The 16,182-nt window shown below is 59.9% G+C and carries 16 protein-coding genes; 2 read left to right on the top strand and 14 right to left on the bottom strand.

What is annotated here, in order from left to right:
• Positions 1-3 precede the first annotated feature (3 nt).
• Positions 4-1,482 carry a glutamate synthase subunit beta gene (locus MTP42_RS06045; protein WP_249258188.1) on the top strand — a complete coding sequence of 493 codons (1,479 nt, stop codon included), beginning with the start codon at positions 4-6 and terminating at the stop codon, positions 1,480-1,482.
• Positions 1,483-1,728: 246 nt separating this feature from the next.
• Here the strand turns inward: MTP42_RS06045 and MTP42_RS06040 are convergent, their stop codons facing one another.
• The 7 genes from MTP42_RS06040 to MTP42_RS06015 all read right to left on the bottom strand — a co-directional run bounded on the left by MTP42_RS06040 (position 1,729) and on the right by MTP42_RS06015 (position 9,493).
• Positions 1,729-3,939: a hypothetical protein gene (locus tag MTP42_RS06040; RefSeq protein WP_249258187.1), complete on the bottom strand. Its 2,211-nt coding sequence runs from the start codon at positions 3,937-3,939 to the stop codon at positions 1,729-1,731.
• A 201-nt stretch (positions 3,940-4,140) separates the two neighbouring features.
• Positions 4,141-4,266 carry a hypothetical protein gene (locus MTP42_RS14610; RefSeq protein ID WP_256466582.1) on the bottom strand — a complete coding sequence of 42 codons (126 nt, stop codon included), beginning with the start codon at positions 4,264-4,266 and terminating at the stop codon, positions 4,141-4,143.
• 181 nt (positions 4,267-4,447) lie between these two features.
• Complete coding sequence (locus MTP42_RS06035; protein WP_005933915.1) at positions 4,448-4,783, bottom strand: type II toxin-antitoxin system RelE/ParE family toxin; 336 nt, start codon at positions 4,781-4,783, stop codon at positions 4,448-4,450.
• The gene (locus tag MTP42_RS06030; protein ID WP_005933918.1) at positions 4,776-5,042 is read right to left on the bottom strand and encodes a type II toxin-antitoxin system Phd/YefM family antitoxin; all 267 of its coding nucleotides are present in this window, start codon (positions 5,040-5,042) and stop codon (positions 4,776-4,778) included. Before MTP42_RS06030 ends, MTP42_RS06035 begins: the two co-directional genes overlap by 8 nt.
• A gap of 108 nt (positions 5,043-5,150) precedes the next feature.
• Positions 5,151-6,875, bottom strand: a complete 1,725-nt coding sequence (locus MTP42_RS06025; RefSeq protein WP_249258186.1) for a PASTA domain-containing protein — start codon at positions 6,873-6,875, stop codon at positions 5,151-5,153.
• A gap of 157 nt (positions 6,876-7,032) precedes the next feature.
• A complete protein-coding gene (locus MTP42_RS06020) occupies positions 7,033-7,770 on the bottom strand; it encodes a YebC/PmpR family DNA-binding transcriptional regulator (RefSeq protein ID WP_005933929.1) in 738 nt (245 codons plus the stop codon).
• A 178-nt stretch (positions 7,771-7,948) separates the two neighbouring features.
• Positions 7,949-9,493: an RsmB/NOP family class I SAM-dependent RNA methyltransferase gene (locus tag MTP42_RS06015; RefSeq protein ID WP_156182579.1), complete on the bottom strand. Its 1,545-nt coding sequence runs from the start codon at positions 9,491-9,493 to the stop codon at positions 7,949-7,951.
• An 89-nt stretch (positions 9,494-9,582) separates the two neighbouring features.
• On the opposite strand from MTP42_RS06015, the gene MTP42_RS06010 reads away from it, so the two are divergent.
• Positions 9,583-9,738 (top strand): hypothetical protein, encoded by a 156-nt coding sequence (locus tag MTP42_RS06010; protein ID WP_005933941.1) that lies wholly within the window; start codon positions 9,583-9,585, stop codon positions 9,736-9,738.
• Between the two features lie 70 nt (positions 9,739-9,808).
• Here MTP42_RS06010 and MTP42_RS06005 read toward each other — a convergent pair whose 3' ends face one another.
• The 7 genes from MTP42_RS06005 to MTP42_RS05975 form a co-directional block, all read right to left on the bottom strand.
• On the bottom strand, positions 9,809-10,210 hold the full coding sequence (locus tag MTP42_RS06005) for a Mini-ribonuclease 3 (RefSeq protein ID WP_156057710.1): 402 nt from the start codon (positions 10,208-10,210) through the stop codon (positions 9,809-9,811).
• 140 nt (positions 10,211-10,350) lie between these two features.
• Positions 10,351-11,634, bottom strand: a complete 1,284-nt coding sequence (gene obgE / locus MTP42_RS06000) for a GTPase ObgE (protein WP_097772284.1) — start codon at positions 11,632-11,634, stop codon at positions 10,351-10,353.
• Positions 11,635-11,815: 181 nt separating this feature from the next.
• Positions 11,816-12,067 (bottom strand): 50S ribosomal protein L27, encoded by a 252-nt coding sequence (rpmA, locus tag MTP42_RS05995; protein ID WP_005923362.1) that lies wholly within the window; start codon positions 12,065-12,067, stop codon positions 11,816-11,818.
• Between the two features lie 14 nt (positions 12,068-12,081).
• Positions 12,082-12,393, bottom strand: a complete 312-nt coding sequence (gene rplU / locus MTP42_RS05990; RefSeq protein ID WP_035394408.1) for a 50S ribosomal protein L21 — start codon at positions 12,391-12,393, stop codon at positions 12,082-12,084.
• Positions 12,394-12,524: 131 nt separating this feature from the next.
• The gene (gene lgt, locus MTP42_RS05985) at positions 12,525-13,583 is read right to left on the bottom strand and encodes a prolipoprotein diacylglyceryl transferase (protein ID WP_249258185.1); all 1,059 of its coding nucleotides are present in this window, start codon (positions 13,581-13,583) and stop codon (positions 12,525-12,527) included.
• The gene (gene yfmH, locus MTP42_RS05980) at positions 13,580-14,899 is read right to left on the bottom strand and encodes an EF-P 5-aminopentanol modification-associated protein YfmH (protein WP_249258184.1); all 1,320 of its coding nucleotides are present in this window, start codon (positions 14,897-14,899) and stop codon (positions 13,580-13,582) included. The genes lgt and yfmH overlap by 4 nt, the downstream gene beginning before the upstream one ends.
• Positions 14,892-16,175, bottom strand: a complete 1,284-nt coding sequence (locus tag MTP42_RS05975) for a M16 family metallopeptidase (protein ID WP_249258183.1) — start codon at positions 16,173-16,175, stop codon at positions 14,892-14,894. Before MTP42_RS05975 ends, yfmH begins: the two co-directional genes overlap by 8 nt.
• Between the last annotated feature and the right edge of the window lie 7 nt (positions 16,176-16,182).

Here is a 16,182-nt window from a genome sequence, read left to right as displayed (position 1 = left end):
ATCATGGGCAAGATCACTGGATTTATGGATTACACGCGCAAGACCAGCACGGATGTCCCGCCGCTGGAGCGCATTGAAAATTTCAACGAGTTTCACGTCTGGCTCTCCCGCGAGGAGCAGCAGACCCAGGCCGCCCGCTGCATGGACTGCGGCGTGCCCTTCTGCCAGGCTGGCATGATGATCGGCGGCATGGCATCGGGCTGTCCGCTGAACAACCTGATCCCCGAGTGGAACGACCTGATCTATCAGGGCAAGTGGGAGCTGGCGCTCCACCGTCTGCGCGCCACCAACCGCTTCCCGGAGTTCACCAGCCGGGTCTGCCCCGCCCTGTGCGAGGCCGCCTGCACCTGCGGTGACGTGACCGGCAGCAGCGTAACCGTGCGCGAGAACGAGCACGCCATCGTGGAAACGGGCTACGCCAAGGGCTGGCTCCACGCCGCCCCTCCTCCGGCCCGCACCGGCAAGGGTGTGGCCGTCATCGGCAGCGGCCCGGCCGGTCTTTCGGTGGCCGAGTACCTGAACATCCGGGGCCACGCCGTCACCGTGTTTGAGCGCGCCGACCGCGTGGGCGGCCTGCTGATGTACGGCATCCCCAACATGAAGCTGGACAAAGCCGTCATCGAGCGCCGCATCAGGATCATGCAGGCCGAGGGCGTGGAGTTCCGCACCAGCATGGATGTGGGCGGTGCCGTGGATGCCGAGAGCATCCTGAACAGCTACGATGCCGTGGTGCTCTGCTGCGGTGCCAAAAAGGCCCGTGACCTGAACGTTCCGGGCCGGGATGCCAACGGCGTGCATTTTGCTGTGGATTACCTCACCAGCGTGACAAAGAGCCTGCTGGACAGCAAATTTGCCGACGGCAGGGCCATTGATGCCAAGGGCAAGAACGTTCTGGTCATCGGCGGCGGCGACACCGGCAACGACTGCCAGGGCACGGCCCTGCGGCAGGGCTGCACTGATCTGGTGGCTCTGGAAATGATGCCGCAGCCTCCCAGGGAGCGTGCCGCCAGCAACCCCTGGCCCGAGTGGCCCCGGGTGCTCAAGGTGGACTACGGCCAGACCGAGTGCATGGCAAAGTTCGGCAAGGACCCCCGTGTCTACCAGACCACGGTCAAAGAATTCCTCAAGGACGATGCAGGCAACCTGACCGCTGCCGTCATCTCCTACCTCAAACCCGAGCGTGACCCCGAGACCGGCCGCACCAACATGGTGCCCACCGGCGAGGAGTTCACCTACAACTGCGAGCTGGCCTTCATTGCCGCCGGTTTCGTGGGCTGCGAGAGCTATGTGGCCGATGCCTTCGGTGTCAGCCTGACTGGCCGCGGCTGCGTGGACACCGATCACTTCCGCACCAACGTGGACAAGGTGTTCGCCTGCGGCGATATGCGCCGGGGCCAGAGCCTTGTCGTCTGGGGCCTGCGCGAGGGCCGCGACTGCGCCGCCGAGGTAGACCGCTACCTCATGGGCTACACCAACCTGTAAGCCCGCATCCCGGCCATTACTGAACCATTCTCTTTCCTATCCTAAACAAGCGGAAAGCCCCATCGGTATTTTTCGTACCGATGGGGCTTTCTGCGTTATTTTCTTGGGGTTTCTCTCTTCGTGAAGGGGAGCGGGCGAACCCTCTCCGGGCAGTTGCCTTGCCCTCTCAGTCAAAGCCTAACAGCTTTGCCAACTCCCCTAGTAGGGGAGCTGTCGCCGCAGGCGACTGAGAGGTTGTACGAAGGATCACTTCATCTCTTTCACCCTATTCCACCCCCGGATCACTTCCCACCGGCCCACAGAAGCGTCTGCGGGCTTATCGGCGGAGATGAGCTGGCTTTCAACAGCCCAAGTCAGAGCCTTCTGCTCGTCGGTGGCATCCTCAGCCATCACAGCGGCAGGGGCGGGTTTGCCAGCTTCGGTCCAGAGGAGTTTTGCCAGTTCGGTGGTGTTCTGGGGGATAGCTGCACCGGCAGGCAGGACAGTGTTCAGGTACAGTTCCGTGCCGATCATGTAACCGGTATAACCCAGCACAGCCGTACCGGCACCGGCAACACCGATCATGGCAGCGGTACCCAGCACGCCGGGACCTTCGCTTTCAATGGTGGCATCCTGCGTCATGGCCTCGATGGTCACAGCATGTGCAGGCATCTTGAAGGTCAGGGGGTTTTCCTTGACGTTCACATCCAGCTTCGCATCACTGTTAATGCTCCACAGGTCAAACACAATCGCATCGGTGGGGGCGGTGTATTTCACCGTCACTTCGGCATTTTCCGGCACTTTTGCCGTCAGGGTGCCATCCTCGGCCTTGGTAAATTCCACTGCCTTGCCGTCAGCATCCTTCACGGTCACTTCGGCGTTCTTGACGGTCATGTCGTACCGCTTGACAACAGGAGCAACCGGTTCGGTATCTTCCTTCTTGTCATTGTCCTTGTTGGTGTCATCCGGCTTGTTGTCGCCCGGCTTCGGGGGCAGGGTGCCGCCGTTGTTGGTCAGCTTGCTTTCGTCAAACTTGCCGCCGGAGATCACACCGGTTTGCTCATTGGTCACAGCACCGGTAAAGTTGCCGTTGCCAATGGTTCCGTTGTTTGTCACATTGCCGGAAAACGTACCATCGTTAATTGCGCCATTATTGGTCACTTCGCCGGAAAACGTACCATTCTCAATTTTACCATCGCTCTCGTTTGTCACGCCTCCAGAGAATTGAGTCGCCTTTTCTCCGGTCGTTGTGATTGTGCCCTTATTGGTCACTTCACCAGTTACGGTACCGCCGTTGGCGTTCAGGGTTCCGTAGTTTTCAATGGGAATGTTCAGGGTACTACCCGTACCACTGTCAATCAATGTCAGATTACCATGATTGATGATTTTCTTTTCGGCGTCTTTTCCAGCAACCTGCTTGCCCGTCAGATCAACAGTAACTGTAACGCCCTCGGGGATGGTCAATGTATTTGTCATCGTAGGTGCAGACACATAGCTCAAAAACTTCAGCGAAAAACTACTGCCCGGTTGCGAATTGAACTCCGGCCAACCGGTATTAATCAGGTGAACAAATTCGTCACATTGGATATTACCAAATGTGCCGCCTTGGCGTCTATCTTCAATTCGATTGAATATTCCGGATTCGATCTTGCCCGTACCTGCATTTTCTACCGTACCGGTAAATTGGGCAGTTCCATCTCCCTGAATCGTGCCCCTCATATTGAATACTTTTCCACTGACAGTAACACCGTTGTTCGCTGTCAGTGTAGCTCCAGATCGGATATCAACATTAAAATTCTCCGGGTCTGTGTATTTAATTGTACCACCATTCAACGTAATAGATGCGTTATCCTCAAACGCACACACACCACGACCTTTTGTGCCCTGAATGGTGCCACCGTTCATGATAAATTCAGATTTCTGGCCCCCAGCAGCCGAAGTAACCGATACACCATCATTGCTGCAATTTTTGATTTCAGCCGAACCGCTCATGTTAAAAATGCAAGTCTTACCAGGGTCAGGGTACACCTCTACGCCTGCGCCCTCATGTGCTGTACAATTTTCAATGGAACCACCGCTCATATCAAAGGTTCCTTCGGCCATAAATACGCCGCCGCCAGAAAGATACGTACCGCTGGAGCTGCAATTGTAGATTTTACCGCCGGTCATCTTAAAAGTACCGCCACTCATATACACACCACCGCCATGCGCACTGACGGTAAAGCCCTGAATGGTGCCGCCACTGATCGTCAGGGCACTGCCGGAGCCTTCCATATAGATTGCTCCGCCGGAACCTGTTACCGTACCATTGCCCTGAATGATACCGTTGCCCACACTATCCTTGATTTCCAGCGTGCCGCCATTGATGTTAAACGCTCCCTGGTTATTTGCCGCTGTAATGGTGTGGCCGTTCAGATCAATGCTCAGGTTTTTATTATTGATAGAGAGAGTGCCTGTTAACGCAATATCGCCGCTCAACTGGACATTTCCGCCGTCTCTAGCAGCATCTCTCAGCCCCGTCAAATCTGAAACCGACGTAGCTGTACCGCTCGAAGTGCCGCCCGTTGCGTCCGACAGCGTTATCGCATCATCTCCCAGGGTTGTACCCCCCCCCCCCCTACTGTTGCCAGAGCGGGTGCAGGCATTATGCTGACTGCCATACTGACTGCCAGTGCCATACTAATCAATCGTTTTTTCATCTGCAAAAGCCTCCTTATAAAAATATGTTCTGCAGATCTGCCCCGGCAGGAAAGCCGGACGCATCCGTTGCTTTTTTGTCCACGGCGGGCAAATCATCAGCATCATTGTAACAAATTTTGGAGCATTTGGCAATGTTTTAAGGCAAATTGTCGAATATCCGGTAAAATGGCCTTTCAGCCTGCATTTCGTCCCGAGGAAGGCGGTGATTCTGTCAAGCCACTTGCAAATGACAAACCCACACAGAAACAGCAACAGCGCTCTGCCTTATCCGGCAGGCTGCTTTGCGTCAATCTTCTCTCTTCAATTCTTCTTGCAGCAGCCGTTTGAACAAAACAGGGTAATTACTTGCACCATGCACGATATGGTAGACGAACACAGTATCCACAATCAGCCGATAGACGCAGAGATACTGCCCGGCGATCACATAGCGATATCCGCTTTTCAGCAGTTCGGCATCTCTTGGAAGCGAACCAGACAGAGGGAAACGTTCCAACCGCGAAAGAGAATCCAAGATTCGATCCGTGATTTTTCGGGCAGAATTCGGCCCTACCAGATTCATGTGAAGCTCTGCGATTGCTTCCAGTTCCCGCTGTGCCGACTCCAGAATTTCGATCTTAGCCACGACGATAGATCTCCTCCAGCCGTTTTCTGGAATCCTCCAGCGTGTAAGCCGGAGCACCAGCAAGCCTTCCCTGTTCCGCTGCTTCCAGCTTTGCCCGGAGTTTCAACGCCTCTTCCCGCTGTTCAAATGCTTCAATGCTCATCACAACAAGGTCACCCTCTCCATTTTTTGTAATGTAGATTGGCTCGCCCGCTCCGTGCGCCAGATTTGAAATGGAACCGTAGTCATTGCGAAGCGCCGTAGACGACTTAATAATCATAATGCGCACCCCCTAAATGATTCTAATATAATTCTATCAGAATCATTCATTTTCTTCAAGCGTTCTCATCAAAAAAGCGGCCTGCCCTCTCCGGCAGGCCGCTTTGCGTCAATCCGTATCGTATTCGGTGCCGGCCCCACCGGTCGGCGGCTCCGTCTGCGCGGCAGACGGTGTGGTACCGGCAGAAGGGGTCGTGGTCTCGGGCGGGGTGGCGGGCACCTCGGCCTCGACCTCTGCCGCCATATAGACGATGATAGTCGAGCCGACCTCCACCATGGCACCGGGCTCCTCGCTGCAATAGGCCACACAGCCCGAAACATAGGAGCCATCGTTATAAATGGGATAGAAGCTCGCATTCAGCCCCACCTGCGCCAGCTGCTGCTCCGCGCCGTCCCGGGTAAAGCCTGCCACGTTGGGCATCTCCACCATCTGTGGGCCGCGGCTGACCACCAGATCGATGGTGCTGCCCTCTTCGATGACCTCCCCGGCTTCGGGGGTCTGACGGATGATCTTGCCCTTTTCCACGGTATCACTGTATTCCATGGTCACATAGAACAGGTAATCCCCGGCATAGCTGTTGTTGTTGCGCACCTGCGAATCGTAGTCCATCCCCACAAAGTCCGGGGCCAGATTCACCGGCTCTGTCACCAGCGAACTGGCCGGTTCGGAGGCCGGGGTGGATTCCGCAGGCTTTGCGGTGTGCAGCCCCTGATTCACCAGCCCCCACACGATGAGCAATGTCAGGATGGCCAGCAGGATCAGGATGGCCGCCAGCAGGTTGCGCAGGCTGAGTATATGCTTTTTCCGCTCCTCTTCCTCGGTGGACTGAGGGCGCGGCGCAGCCTGCTGCAGGGTCTGGGTAAGCTCCGTGGTATACTCCTGGCTGCTCAGTGCCTGGAACAGCTGGGGCACGGTCTGAATACGCTCGGCAGGCCTGAGCTGCAAGCCCATCCAAAGCACATCCGAAACATACTCCGGCACCGCCCGTTCCAGCGTGCGGGCGCGGGGGTTGGAGTCCGACACCAGACGCTGTGCCGCAGGAACAGGGCTCTGCCCGCAGACCATCCGGTAGACCACGGCGGCAAGGCTGTATTCGTCGGTATAACGGCCCTCGAATTCGGTGGTGGAATACTGCTCCGGTGCCGAGTAGCCCTCGTACAGCTGCTCGTGCAGGCCGCTGCCCGCCGTGCGCAGCCCCACGGTGGCGTAGCCCGTCAGGCGTGCCCGGCCGTTTTCCAGCACCCGGATATTTTCCGGGCAGATGCCCCGGTGCACCAGCCCCACCTGATGCATGGCTGCCACGCCGTCAAACACAGGCTGCAGCATATTGCGGGCCGTCTCAGCCGAAACCGGGCTGGGACGCTCATCCAGCCACTGCTGCAGCGGGATGCCGCCGGGATTCTCCATCACGGCGTAGACGGTGTTGTTCTCCTCGAACACGTCCAGCACAGCCTCCAGACCGTTTGCGGGGGTGATGCGCTGGATGGAGCGGTAGAGATCGGCAAAGTCCATCCGGGTGGTCTTGAACAGCACCTCGCTGCCCAGCTTGGGCCGGAGCAGCGCGTCCGTGCCCCGCTCCGCCGACAGCGTCAGGGGCATATACTCCTTGATGGTCACCCGGAACCGCCCGATGTTCTCCACGCCCCGGTACAGGATGCCCTCGCCGTCGATGCTCTGCATCTCGCCCACGGTATACCGCCCGGCCAGCAGCGTGCCCACCGGCAGGCTGCCCGCCGGGTTGCGCCCGGCCAGTACCCCGCCGCAGTGCGGGCACACCGACACCCGGCTCTCCAGCTCGCCCATGCAGTACGGGCAGATGCGTTTTGCTTCCATGTGCGCCACCTCGTTTCTTCGTGGTCTGTTTCAAATTATTGTACCATATTTGCCCCCGCCGCGCAATCCGCAAAGCAAAAAAGCGCCGCCCTCTGAGTTTTTTCACAGGGGCAGCGCTTTGATTTTCTATTACAGAGTCAGCAGGCGCAGATACACCTTATTCCGGCAGATCCTCTTCGTTCTCCAGGCTGTGCCAGACGTTCTGGACATCGTCGTTGTCCTCCAGGGCATCCAGCAGCTTGCCCATTGCCTTGAGCTGATCGGGATCGGTCAGGCGGGTGGTGGTCATGGGGACCATGGCCAGGTCATCGCTCAGGATCTCGTAGCCCTTCTCTTCCATGGCCTTGACCACAGCGGAGTAGTTCTCGGGATCGGTGGTGATCTCAGCAGCCTCTTCGCCTGCATCAAAGTCCTCAGCACCGGCATCCAGAGCGTCCATCATGGCCTCATCGGCATCCTTATCCTCCAGAGAGATGTCAATGACACCCTTCTGGCTGAACAGGAAGGCCACACAGCCCATAGCGCCCAGGTTGCCGCCGTTCTTGTCGAAGTAGTGGCGCAGGTCGGCAGCGGTACGGTTGCGGTTGTCGGTCAGGGTCTCGACCATGACAGCAACGCCGCCGGGGCCGTAGCCCTCGTAGGTGATGGCCTCGAACTCGGTCTTGTCACCGCCCTCAGCCTTCTTGATGATGCGCTGGATGTTATCGTTGGGCACGCTCATGCGCTTTGCCTTGGCGATCAGGTCTGCCAGCTTGCTGTTGGAAGCCGGGTTGGGGCCGCCGTCACGGACGGCAACGCTGATCTCGCGGCCGATCTTGGTAAAGACCTTTGCTCTTGCGCCATCGGTCTTTTCCTTCTTGCGCTTAATGTTGTTCCATTTGCTATGTCCAGACATGGGAACCTCCTAAAGTTTTATCGAAATCTCCGCCTGCGGGCAGACGGGCTGTGGTCGCCCGCTTGTGGCAGCACACAAAATCTAACTCTATTATTGTAGCACAATCACGAATCCCATTCAAGGGCTCCGGGCGTGTTTTTCGCCTGTTCGTGTTGGAAAACCGGCTTTTCAGGCCGGTTTACAGCAGCCGCAGGGCCTTGGGGTAATGGTTTTTGACCCGTCCGCCCGACACCTTGCCGCCGCCCATGGGGCAGCCATCCACGGTCACGCAGCACCAGCCATCGGCGGCAGTGTCCGCGGCGATCTCACGGCCGGAAAGGTACTCCGTTACCCGCGGGTCGGCAAGGGTCAATGCTTCGCGGTTGGTGCAGAGCGCGCCGAATGCCGTGAACAGGTGGTGCTCCGGCACGAAACGGCCCTTCTGCACGCTGCCCACGAACACCCCCGCCCGCAGGACATGCAGTCCCGTCTGCGGAAAGGGTACGGGCAGCAGAACGCTTCCGCCATGCACCACGGCAGGGCGGTCCGCCAGCGCCGGGAAATACTGCCGGGCAAACTCCTGCCAGGCAGCAAGGCTCTGGGCCGGGGTGGCCTCCCCTGCCCCGGCATCCCGGCTGCGGGCGCTACGGCCCTGCACCGCCTCCCGCAGGGCACGGCTGTTCTCCCGGCGGGCGCTGCGGGCATCCGGGGCCTTGGCAGGCTTGCCGCCCTTGCTTCCCTTCTGCTTTTTGCTCTGCTCTGCGGCAGCAGCCAGCCAGAGCTCTTCCTCTGCCGTATAGGTTCCGGGGGCAGGCAGCGCCCGCGGCGTACCAGCCTTGACCAACCGGGCAATAAAATGCCCCTCGCCGCCCTGACAGGGCCAGATCCGGCGCACTTTGCTCACATCCAGCGGCAGGCCGCCGGTGCGGTTTGCCTCACCCGGGCTGCCAAAGCTGTAATCCACATTGCCGAACACATCGGCCAGCGTGAACTCCGGGTGGCGCTGCAAAAACGCCGCCACCTGTCCCTCGTCCTCTTCCGGGGCAAAGGTGCAGGTGGAGTAGATCATCTCGCCGCCGGGGGCCAGGCAGGCCGCCGCGTTGTCCAGGATCTGTGCCCCCAGTGCGGCGCACTGCTTTACCAGCGCTTCACAATGCTGGGTCACAGCCACGGCTTCCTTGCGGAACATCCCCTCGCCGGAGCAGGGCGCATCCACGAGAACACGGTCAAAAAACTCCGGCAGAGCGGCGGCAATGCGGCCAGTGTCCTCGTTCAGCACCACGGCGTTGGGCACGCCCATCCGCTCCAGATTGCTCCGGAGCACCTCGGCGCGGGCAGCAACGAACTCGTTGCTTACCAGCAGCCCCTGTCCGCCCAGCGCTGCCGCCAGCTGGCTGCTCTTGCCGCCGGGGGCCGCGCAGGTATCCAGCACCCGCATCCCGGGCCGGACCCCCAGCAGGGGCGCGGCACTGGAAGCGGAAGGCTCCTGCGAGTAGAACACGCCCGCATGGTGGTAGGGGTGCCGCCCGGGCTTGAAGGCGGGGTCCTGCACCACAAAGCCCGCCTTGCAGAAGGGCGAGGGCTCCACTGGAAAATCTGCCTGCGCGGCAAACTGCTCCGGCGCAGCACGCAGGGCCGAGACCGTCACACCCCGGGCAGCAGTCTCCTGCGGGGCGGCATACAGAGCATCGAACCGGTCGCCCAGCAGAGCGCGCTCCCGGCGCTCAAAATATTCCGTAGGCATGAAAGCTTATCCTCCCATGAATAAAGCCGCCGTTCGCGGCAAAACTAAGGCTGTGAGGGAAAGCCCCCTCACGAAAGGAGTAACGAACCATGAAGGACCACAGCGAGAATCGCACCGAAAACCGCACGAACAACTGCAAGAACCAGAGCCAGAACCGCACCACCAATCAGACCACCAACGAGCACAAGCACCCCAACCAGTATACCAAGGGTGCTGACGACGAGGGTGCCAAGAACAAGAAGTAACACCGCATAAGAAAGCCCGCTGCCTTCCCTGCACTGTTTTCCAGTGCGGAAAGCAGCGGGCTTTCGCGTTTTATTTCTGGTTCGGGTCAAACTGCTGCCACAGGGCATCGAACAGCTCTTCCACACGGGCCATCTGCCCGGTAAGGTAAAGCCAGCCCAGCAGGCACTCAAAGCCGGTGGAAGCGCGGTATTCCTCGGGGGAAGCGTGCTTGGCCACACTGGCCTTGCTGGCGTTGCGGCCCCGCTTGAACACGGCCAGCTCCTCCTCTGTGAAGAGCGGCTCCAGCAGCTGCTCCTCCCGGAACTGTGCCCGGGCCGAGACATACTTGACCTTTTCTACATTGAGCTTGCCTGCGGACATCCGGTGGTGCCGTGCCAGACGGGTGCGCACCAGCAGTTCCAGCACGCTGTCTCCCACAAAGGCCAGCGCCAGCGGGTTCAGCTCACGGGGGTCGATGGTTTCTTCCTGCATTGTTGTAATCCTCGCCCTCTCCGTCTTTGCAGCTTTCAGACATGCTTCAGCAAAACAGAAGCTGCGAACCTGTCAGATGCGTTGGCTCCCCCTTCGGGGGAGCTGGCGAGCGCAGCGAGACTGAGAGGGTCGTCTCCTTTTTAGAAGATATAATCGAACTGATACTCACCAATGAGGATGGTGTCGTTCTCCTGCACGCCCTTTTCCACCAGTTCGGTCAGGATGCCGCTCTCGTCCAGCTGACGCTGGAAATACTGCAGGCTCTCGTAGTCATCCACATTGCTGCCGGCCAGGATATACTCCAGCCAGGGCGCGTCGATGCTCCACACATGGGCCTCCATCCGCTGGATGGTATAAGCACGGTCGTTGGCCTTGGGCTCGGGCTTCTTGTACTCGGGGGTGAACACAGGCACCGGCGGGATATCCTTCAGGCGGTTGTAGACCAGGCCCGGCAGCTCCCGCACGCCCTGCATAGTGGCGGCAGAGATTGGCACAAAGGTCAGGCCCTTGCCCTCCACGTAGCTGCGGAAGCTCTCGATCTGCTCCTCGGTGGCCAGGTCGCACTTGTTGCCCACCACGATCTGGGGGCGCTGTGCCAGCTCGGGGCTGAACTTTGCCAGCTCCTCGTTGATCTTTTCAAAGTCCTCCACCGGCTCACGGCACTCGCTGCCGGAGACATCCACCACATGCAGCAGCAGGCGGCAGCGCTCCACATGGCGCAGGAAGTCGTGGCCCAGACCGACGCCCTCACTGGCACCCTCGATCAGGCCGGGGATGTCGGCGCAGACAAAGCTGGCACCCTCACCCACCGACACGACACCCAGGGTGGGCACCAGCGTGGTGAAGTGGTAGTTCGCGATCTTGGGCTTGGCCGCGCTGATGGTAGAGATGAGGGTGGACTTGCCCACATTGGGGAAGCCGATCAGGCCCACATCAGCAATCAGCTTCAGCTCCAGCGTCACCTGGATGTCCTCGCCAGGCATACCGGGCTTGGCAAACTTGGGGATCTGGCGGGTAGGCGTTGCAAAATGTGCGTTGCCGTAGCCGCCGCGGCCGCCCTTTGCGATGGTGACGGGGGTGTGATCAGACAGGTCCGCGATGACCAGCCCGCTCTCCGCGTCCTTGATCACGGTGCCCAGCGGCACCTTGATAATGAGGTTTTCGGCATTCTTGCCGTGGCAGAGGCTTGCGCCGCCCTTGCCGCCCTCGGGGGCAGTGTACTTGCGCTTGTAGCGGAAGTCCATCAGGGTGGAAAGATGATCGTCCGCCACAAAGATGATGTCACCGCCGCGGCCGCCATCACCGCCGTCCGGGCCGCCAGCGGCCACGAACTTCTCACGATGGAAGCTCACTGCGCCATCGCCGCCCTTGCCCGCATGGAGCCAGATGGTGGCGATATCGATAAAATTGGTTTGTGCTGCCATACAGCCCCTCCTATTCTTCAAAAGCCTTTTCCCTCTGTTCAGCTCCCCTACTAAGGAAGCCAGCCGCGCCAAAGCGCGGACTGAGAGGTTTGATTTCCAAACAGAAAAGGCTTTTTCGTTACCTAAAAAGAGCCGGGCCACGAGGGTCCGGCTCTTTGGGTTGCAGTTTTTCAGGCAGAAGTTACTGCTTCACGCTGCACTTCTTGCCGCTCTTGCCTACGCGCTCAAAACGGACAGTGCCGTCAACCAGAGCAAACAGGGTGTCATCGCTGCCCTTGCCAACGTTCTCACCCGGCATGATGTGGGTGCCACGCTGACGAACCAGGATGTTGCCGGCCAGAACGAACTGACCGTCTGCACGCTTGGTGCCCAGACGCTGTGCTGCGGAATCGCGGCCGTTCTTGGTGCTGCCTACGCCCTTTTTATGTGCCATTGTAATTTACCTCCTTAGCCGTTGATCGCAGTGATCTCAACCTTGGTGTAGGGCTGACGATGGCCCATGCGGCGAGCACTGTGCTTCTTTGCGCGATAGGTGATGATGTTCAGCTTCTTGCCCTTGCCATTCTTGATGACCTTGGCAGAAACGGAAGCGCCCTCAACAACGGGAGCGCCAACCTTGACAGAACCCTCCTCGCCAATAGCGAGAACCTGATCAAACTTCACTTCGGAGTCGGCCTCAACGTCCAGCTTTTCGATGTAGACGATGTCGCCCTGCTCCACGCGGTACTGCTTACCGCCGGTAACAATGATTGCGTACATTTGTTTCATTCCTTTTCGTTGTACTCGCTGGTCGTAAAGGCAGGCCCTCACGGGGCCGTTTCCGGTGCCCACACCATGCGGCTAGAATATTATAGCAGAAAAAAGTCCGCTTTGCAAGGGCTTTTTGCACTTTACTCCGGATTTTTTTCGTTCTTTTCCGGGTGTTCGCGCCGGTCCAGCGCTTCCTTTACGGTTTCATTCCACGCTGCCGTTTTCTCAACGAACTCCGCGCGGGATGCAGAGGCCGGCAGAGCAGCGTCCGTCCCCGCAAAAGTGGTGGGGCCGTCCAGCTTTTTCATCCGTGCCCGGTTCTCGCTGTTCAGGGGCAGCTCCACCATCAGGGGCTTGTCCCTGAACTTCCTTGTCAGGAGGATCTCGGCGATCACGCCGCCCACAACGGCAACGCCTGCCACCAGCTGGGACACCCGCAGGCCGATGCTGGGCACCAGCAGCAGGCTGTCGGTGCGGAGGGCTTCAATCCAGAAGCGGCCCGCACCGTACCAGACGAGGTACCGCAGGGCGATATCTCCTGCAAACCTGCGCTTTTTGAGGTAGCGCACCAGCAGAAACAGCCCCACAAAGCACCAGATGCTCTCATATAAGAAGGTGGGATGCACCGGCAGGTTCGGGTCGATGGTCACGCCTTTGGGCACCGTGACCACGCTGCTCGTCAGGTAATCGTGGGTCGCCTGGCTGTACATGCCCCAGGGCAGAGTGGTGTTGCAGCCAAAGGCCTCCTGATTGAAGAAGTTGCCCCAGCGGCCGCAGCCCTGCCCGATGAGGAAGCCCATGGCCGCCAGATCGAACATGGGCAGCACGGGAACTTTCCGCCACTTGCAGGCCAGCCCTCCGAACAGAAAGGCCCCGATGATGCCGCCATAAATGGCAAGACCGCCATCCCGGATGGCCAGCACATCTTTCAGGCTGTGGTACTGATAGGGCGAAAGGGCCACATAGTAGAGCCGGGCACACAGGATGCCCATGACCACGCCGATGAGGATGACATCCACCATGGCATCGGCATCCACACCGAACTCCACACTGTGCCGGAACGCGAACATCAGCGCCAGGCACATGCCCACGGCAATGCAGACACCGTACCAGTAAATATTCATGCCTCCGATGGAAAAGGCCACGCGGTCAAGCTCAAAGCTCAGCCCCAGCCCCGGAAACTGCACCAGATTCGTCATTCTTCCATCTCCTCCTCATCGCCCGGCTCTTCCCCGGCCGTGCCGTCGGGCTGGATGTACATCACAGCCATCCGCTCCTCGCTCAGGATCTTCTGCAGCGCTGCGTCGGCATCCTCTGCCGTCAGTGCCGCCAGCGTGGCGATCTGCTGGGCCACGGTCTGGCCGCTGAGGGCAAAGTCTGCCATCTGGCTGGCCGAGTCCTCCACGTTCTCCAGATTTTCGATCAGCTGGCCGTATTTTTCATTCTTGCACAGGGTAAAGATCTCCCGGTCCACACCCTCAGCACGGATGCGCCGGATTTCCTCCAACAGCAGCTGCTTCACAGTGTCGGGCACATCGCTTTCGCCGGTGAACAGGATGCAGCAGCAACCGTCCACCCGGAGCACCTCCCCGCCAAAGCCGGGGTTGGTCAAGCCCTCATCATAGAGCTTCCGGTAGAGCCTCGACATGCCGCCAGAGATGCAGCAGAGGATGAGGTCATACAGGATCTCGCTGCGCAGGTCGTCATGCTGCAGCGGCTGCTCCTTGAAGCCGATGCCGAAGCAGGGCTTGGACACCGGCATTGTAATGGTCTTTTCGGCAGCGGCCAGCGTCATGGGTTCCTCTGTCCAGAGCCGCTGCACCCGCTCCACCGGGCGCGCTTCCATCAGGCCGTGGCGCGCACAGGCCGCCAGGATCTGTTCCATGCTGGTGCTGCCTGCGGCGGCCAGCACCATGTTGTTGGGGGCATAGAACGCCTTGCAGCAGTCGTACAGCATCTCCGGCGTGATCTCCGCAATGCTTTCCACCGTGCCCGCAATGTCGCTGCGGATGGGGTGGCTGTGATACAGGCACTCGCACAGGCCGGTGATGAGCCGCCAGTCGGCGCTGTCATCGTACATTTTGATCTCCTGCCCGATGATGCCCTGCTCCTTGGCGATGGTCTGCTCAGTAAAGTAGGGACGGCCCACCATGCCCAGCAGCACATCCAGGCTTTCGTCCAGCTGCTCGGTGGCGGTAAACAGGTAGCAGGTGCGGTCAAAGCTGGTAAAGGCATTGGCATTGGCACCGGTCTTGGCGAACTTTGCAAAGGCATCGCCGTCCTCATCCTCAAACATCTTGTGTTCCAGAAAATGCGCCACACCGGCGGGCAGGTGCACTTCCCTGCCGTCCACCCGGAAATCCCGGTCGATGGAGCCAAAGCGGGTGGCATAGATGACATGGGTGCCGAAATAGCCCGGCATGGGCCGCACCAGCACCGTCAGGCCCGAGGGCAGCACCTTCCACTCATCGGCGGCAGCCTCGGTCAGGGCACGGTTCGTGTTCTGTTCAGGCATGGGCGCTCTCCTCCTCTCGGGTCAAAAGATAGCTGACCGAAAGGGTCAGCTGCCGCAGGACAGTGCGGACATCCTCCTCGGTCACAGCCTGCAGGGCCGCGCGGGCATCGTCCGGGGTCTGCACCGGGCCGCCCCGCAGCACCTCCATGTAATACCAGGTCTCAATGCCGCCCAGCGTATCCTCAATGCCCGCCATCCCGCTCAGCAGGGAGCGGCGGCAGTCCTCAAGCTCCTCAGCCGTGATGGGGCCATTGCGCAGGTCATCCAGCTCCTTCAGGATGGCTTTTTCGGCCCGGGCCGCGTCGGCGTGCTCCACGCCGCTGTTCACAGCCATGCTCCCGGTAAAGCTCTGGAAGCTGGACGAGCAGTAATAGCACAGATGATCCCGCTCCCGCACGTTCAGGAACAGGCGGCTGGTCACACTGCCGCCATACAGCGCCATGGCAAGCCGCACCGCCGCCATCTGGTCGGGGCGCATGGGCACGCCCAGCGTGAACAGCATGCAGAGCTTGGCCTGCACCGTGTCAAAGCACTCCACCCTGCGCACGGCATCCTGCCGGGGCATGGCAAGGTTCTCGCACAATGGCAGCGGGGCCCGCCCGATGTGGGAAAGCTCTTCCAGCAGGGCCCGCTTCACCTGCTCGGTCTCCGCTTCCCCGCAGCCCAGCACCAGCAGCTCGATGCTGGCGGTGCGGAGCATCTCACGATAAGTCTCGGTCAGCGTTTCCGGGGTCAGGCCGTCCACCTCTTCCAGGTAGCCCTCCTGCCGGATGCCGGCGGGGCTGCTCCCAAAGAACTCCCGGTTGGCCTGCCGCTGGCAGTAGATGCGCTTTTCGTTGATCTCATCTTCCAGCGCCTTTTTCAGCATCTGCTTTTCGATGGCGACCGCCTCCGGGTCAAACACACCGCCTACAAAATAGGGATGGAACGCCGTGCCCAGTGCCAGCGCGGCATACTCCCGGGTCAGGGCCTCGCCCTCCAGTGCAAAGCGGTCCTTGATGCCGGTCACACTGACGCAGAGGTTGTGGTTTGCACCCAGCGGGCGGGCATCCACGGTCAGGTCCGCGCCGTACAGCCGGGCAAGCTTTTTGGTCATCTGGGTCATATCCGGGCAATCCGCATAGCCCCGCTCCATCAACAGGGGCAGCAGCGCGTGGGCGGTTGCCGTCTCCCGCCGTGCCGGAAACGCAAAGTGGATGCTGATCCGGCAGCGGTTGAATTTCTGCGCCGGGTCCCAGGAAAGATGGACCCCGGGCGCGATCTCGGTTCGTCTCAACAGTCGT

Origin of the sequence: Faecalibacterium sp. I2-3-92, assembly GCF_023347315.1 — a bacterium.
Taxonomy (GTDB): domain Bacteria; phylum Bacillota; class Clostridia; order Oscillospirales; family Ruminococcaceae; genus Faecalibacterium; species Faecalibacterium duncaniae.
This window is presented reverse-complemented; position numbering and strand designations above follow the sequence as displayed.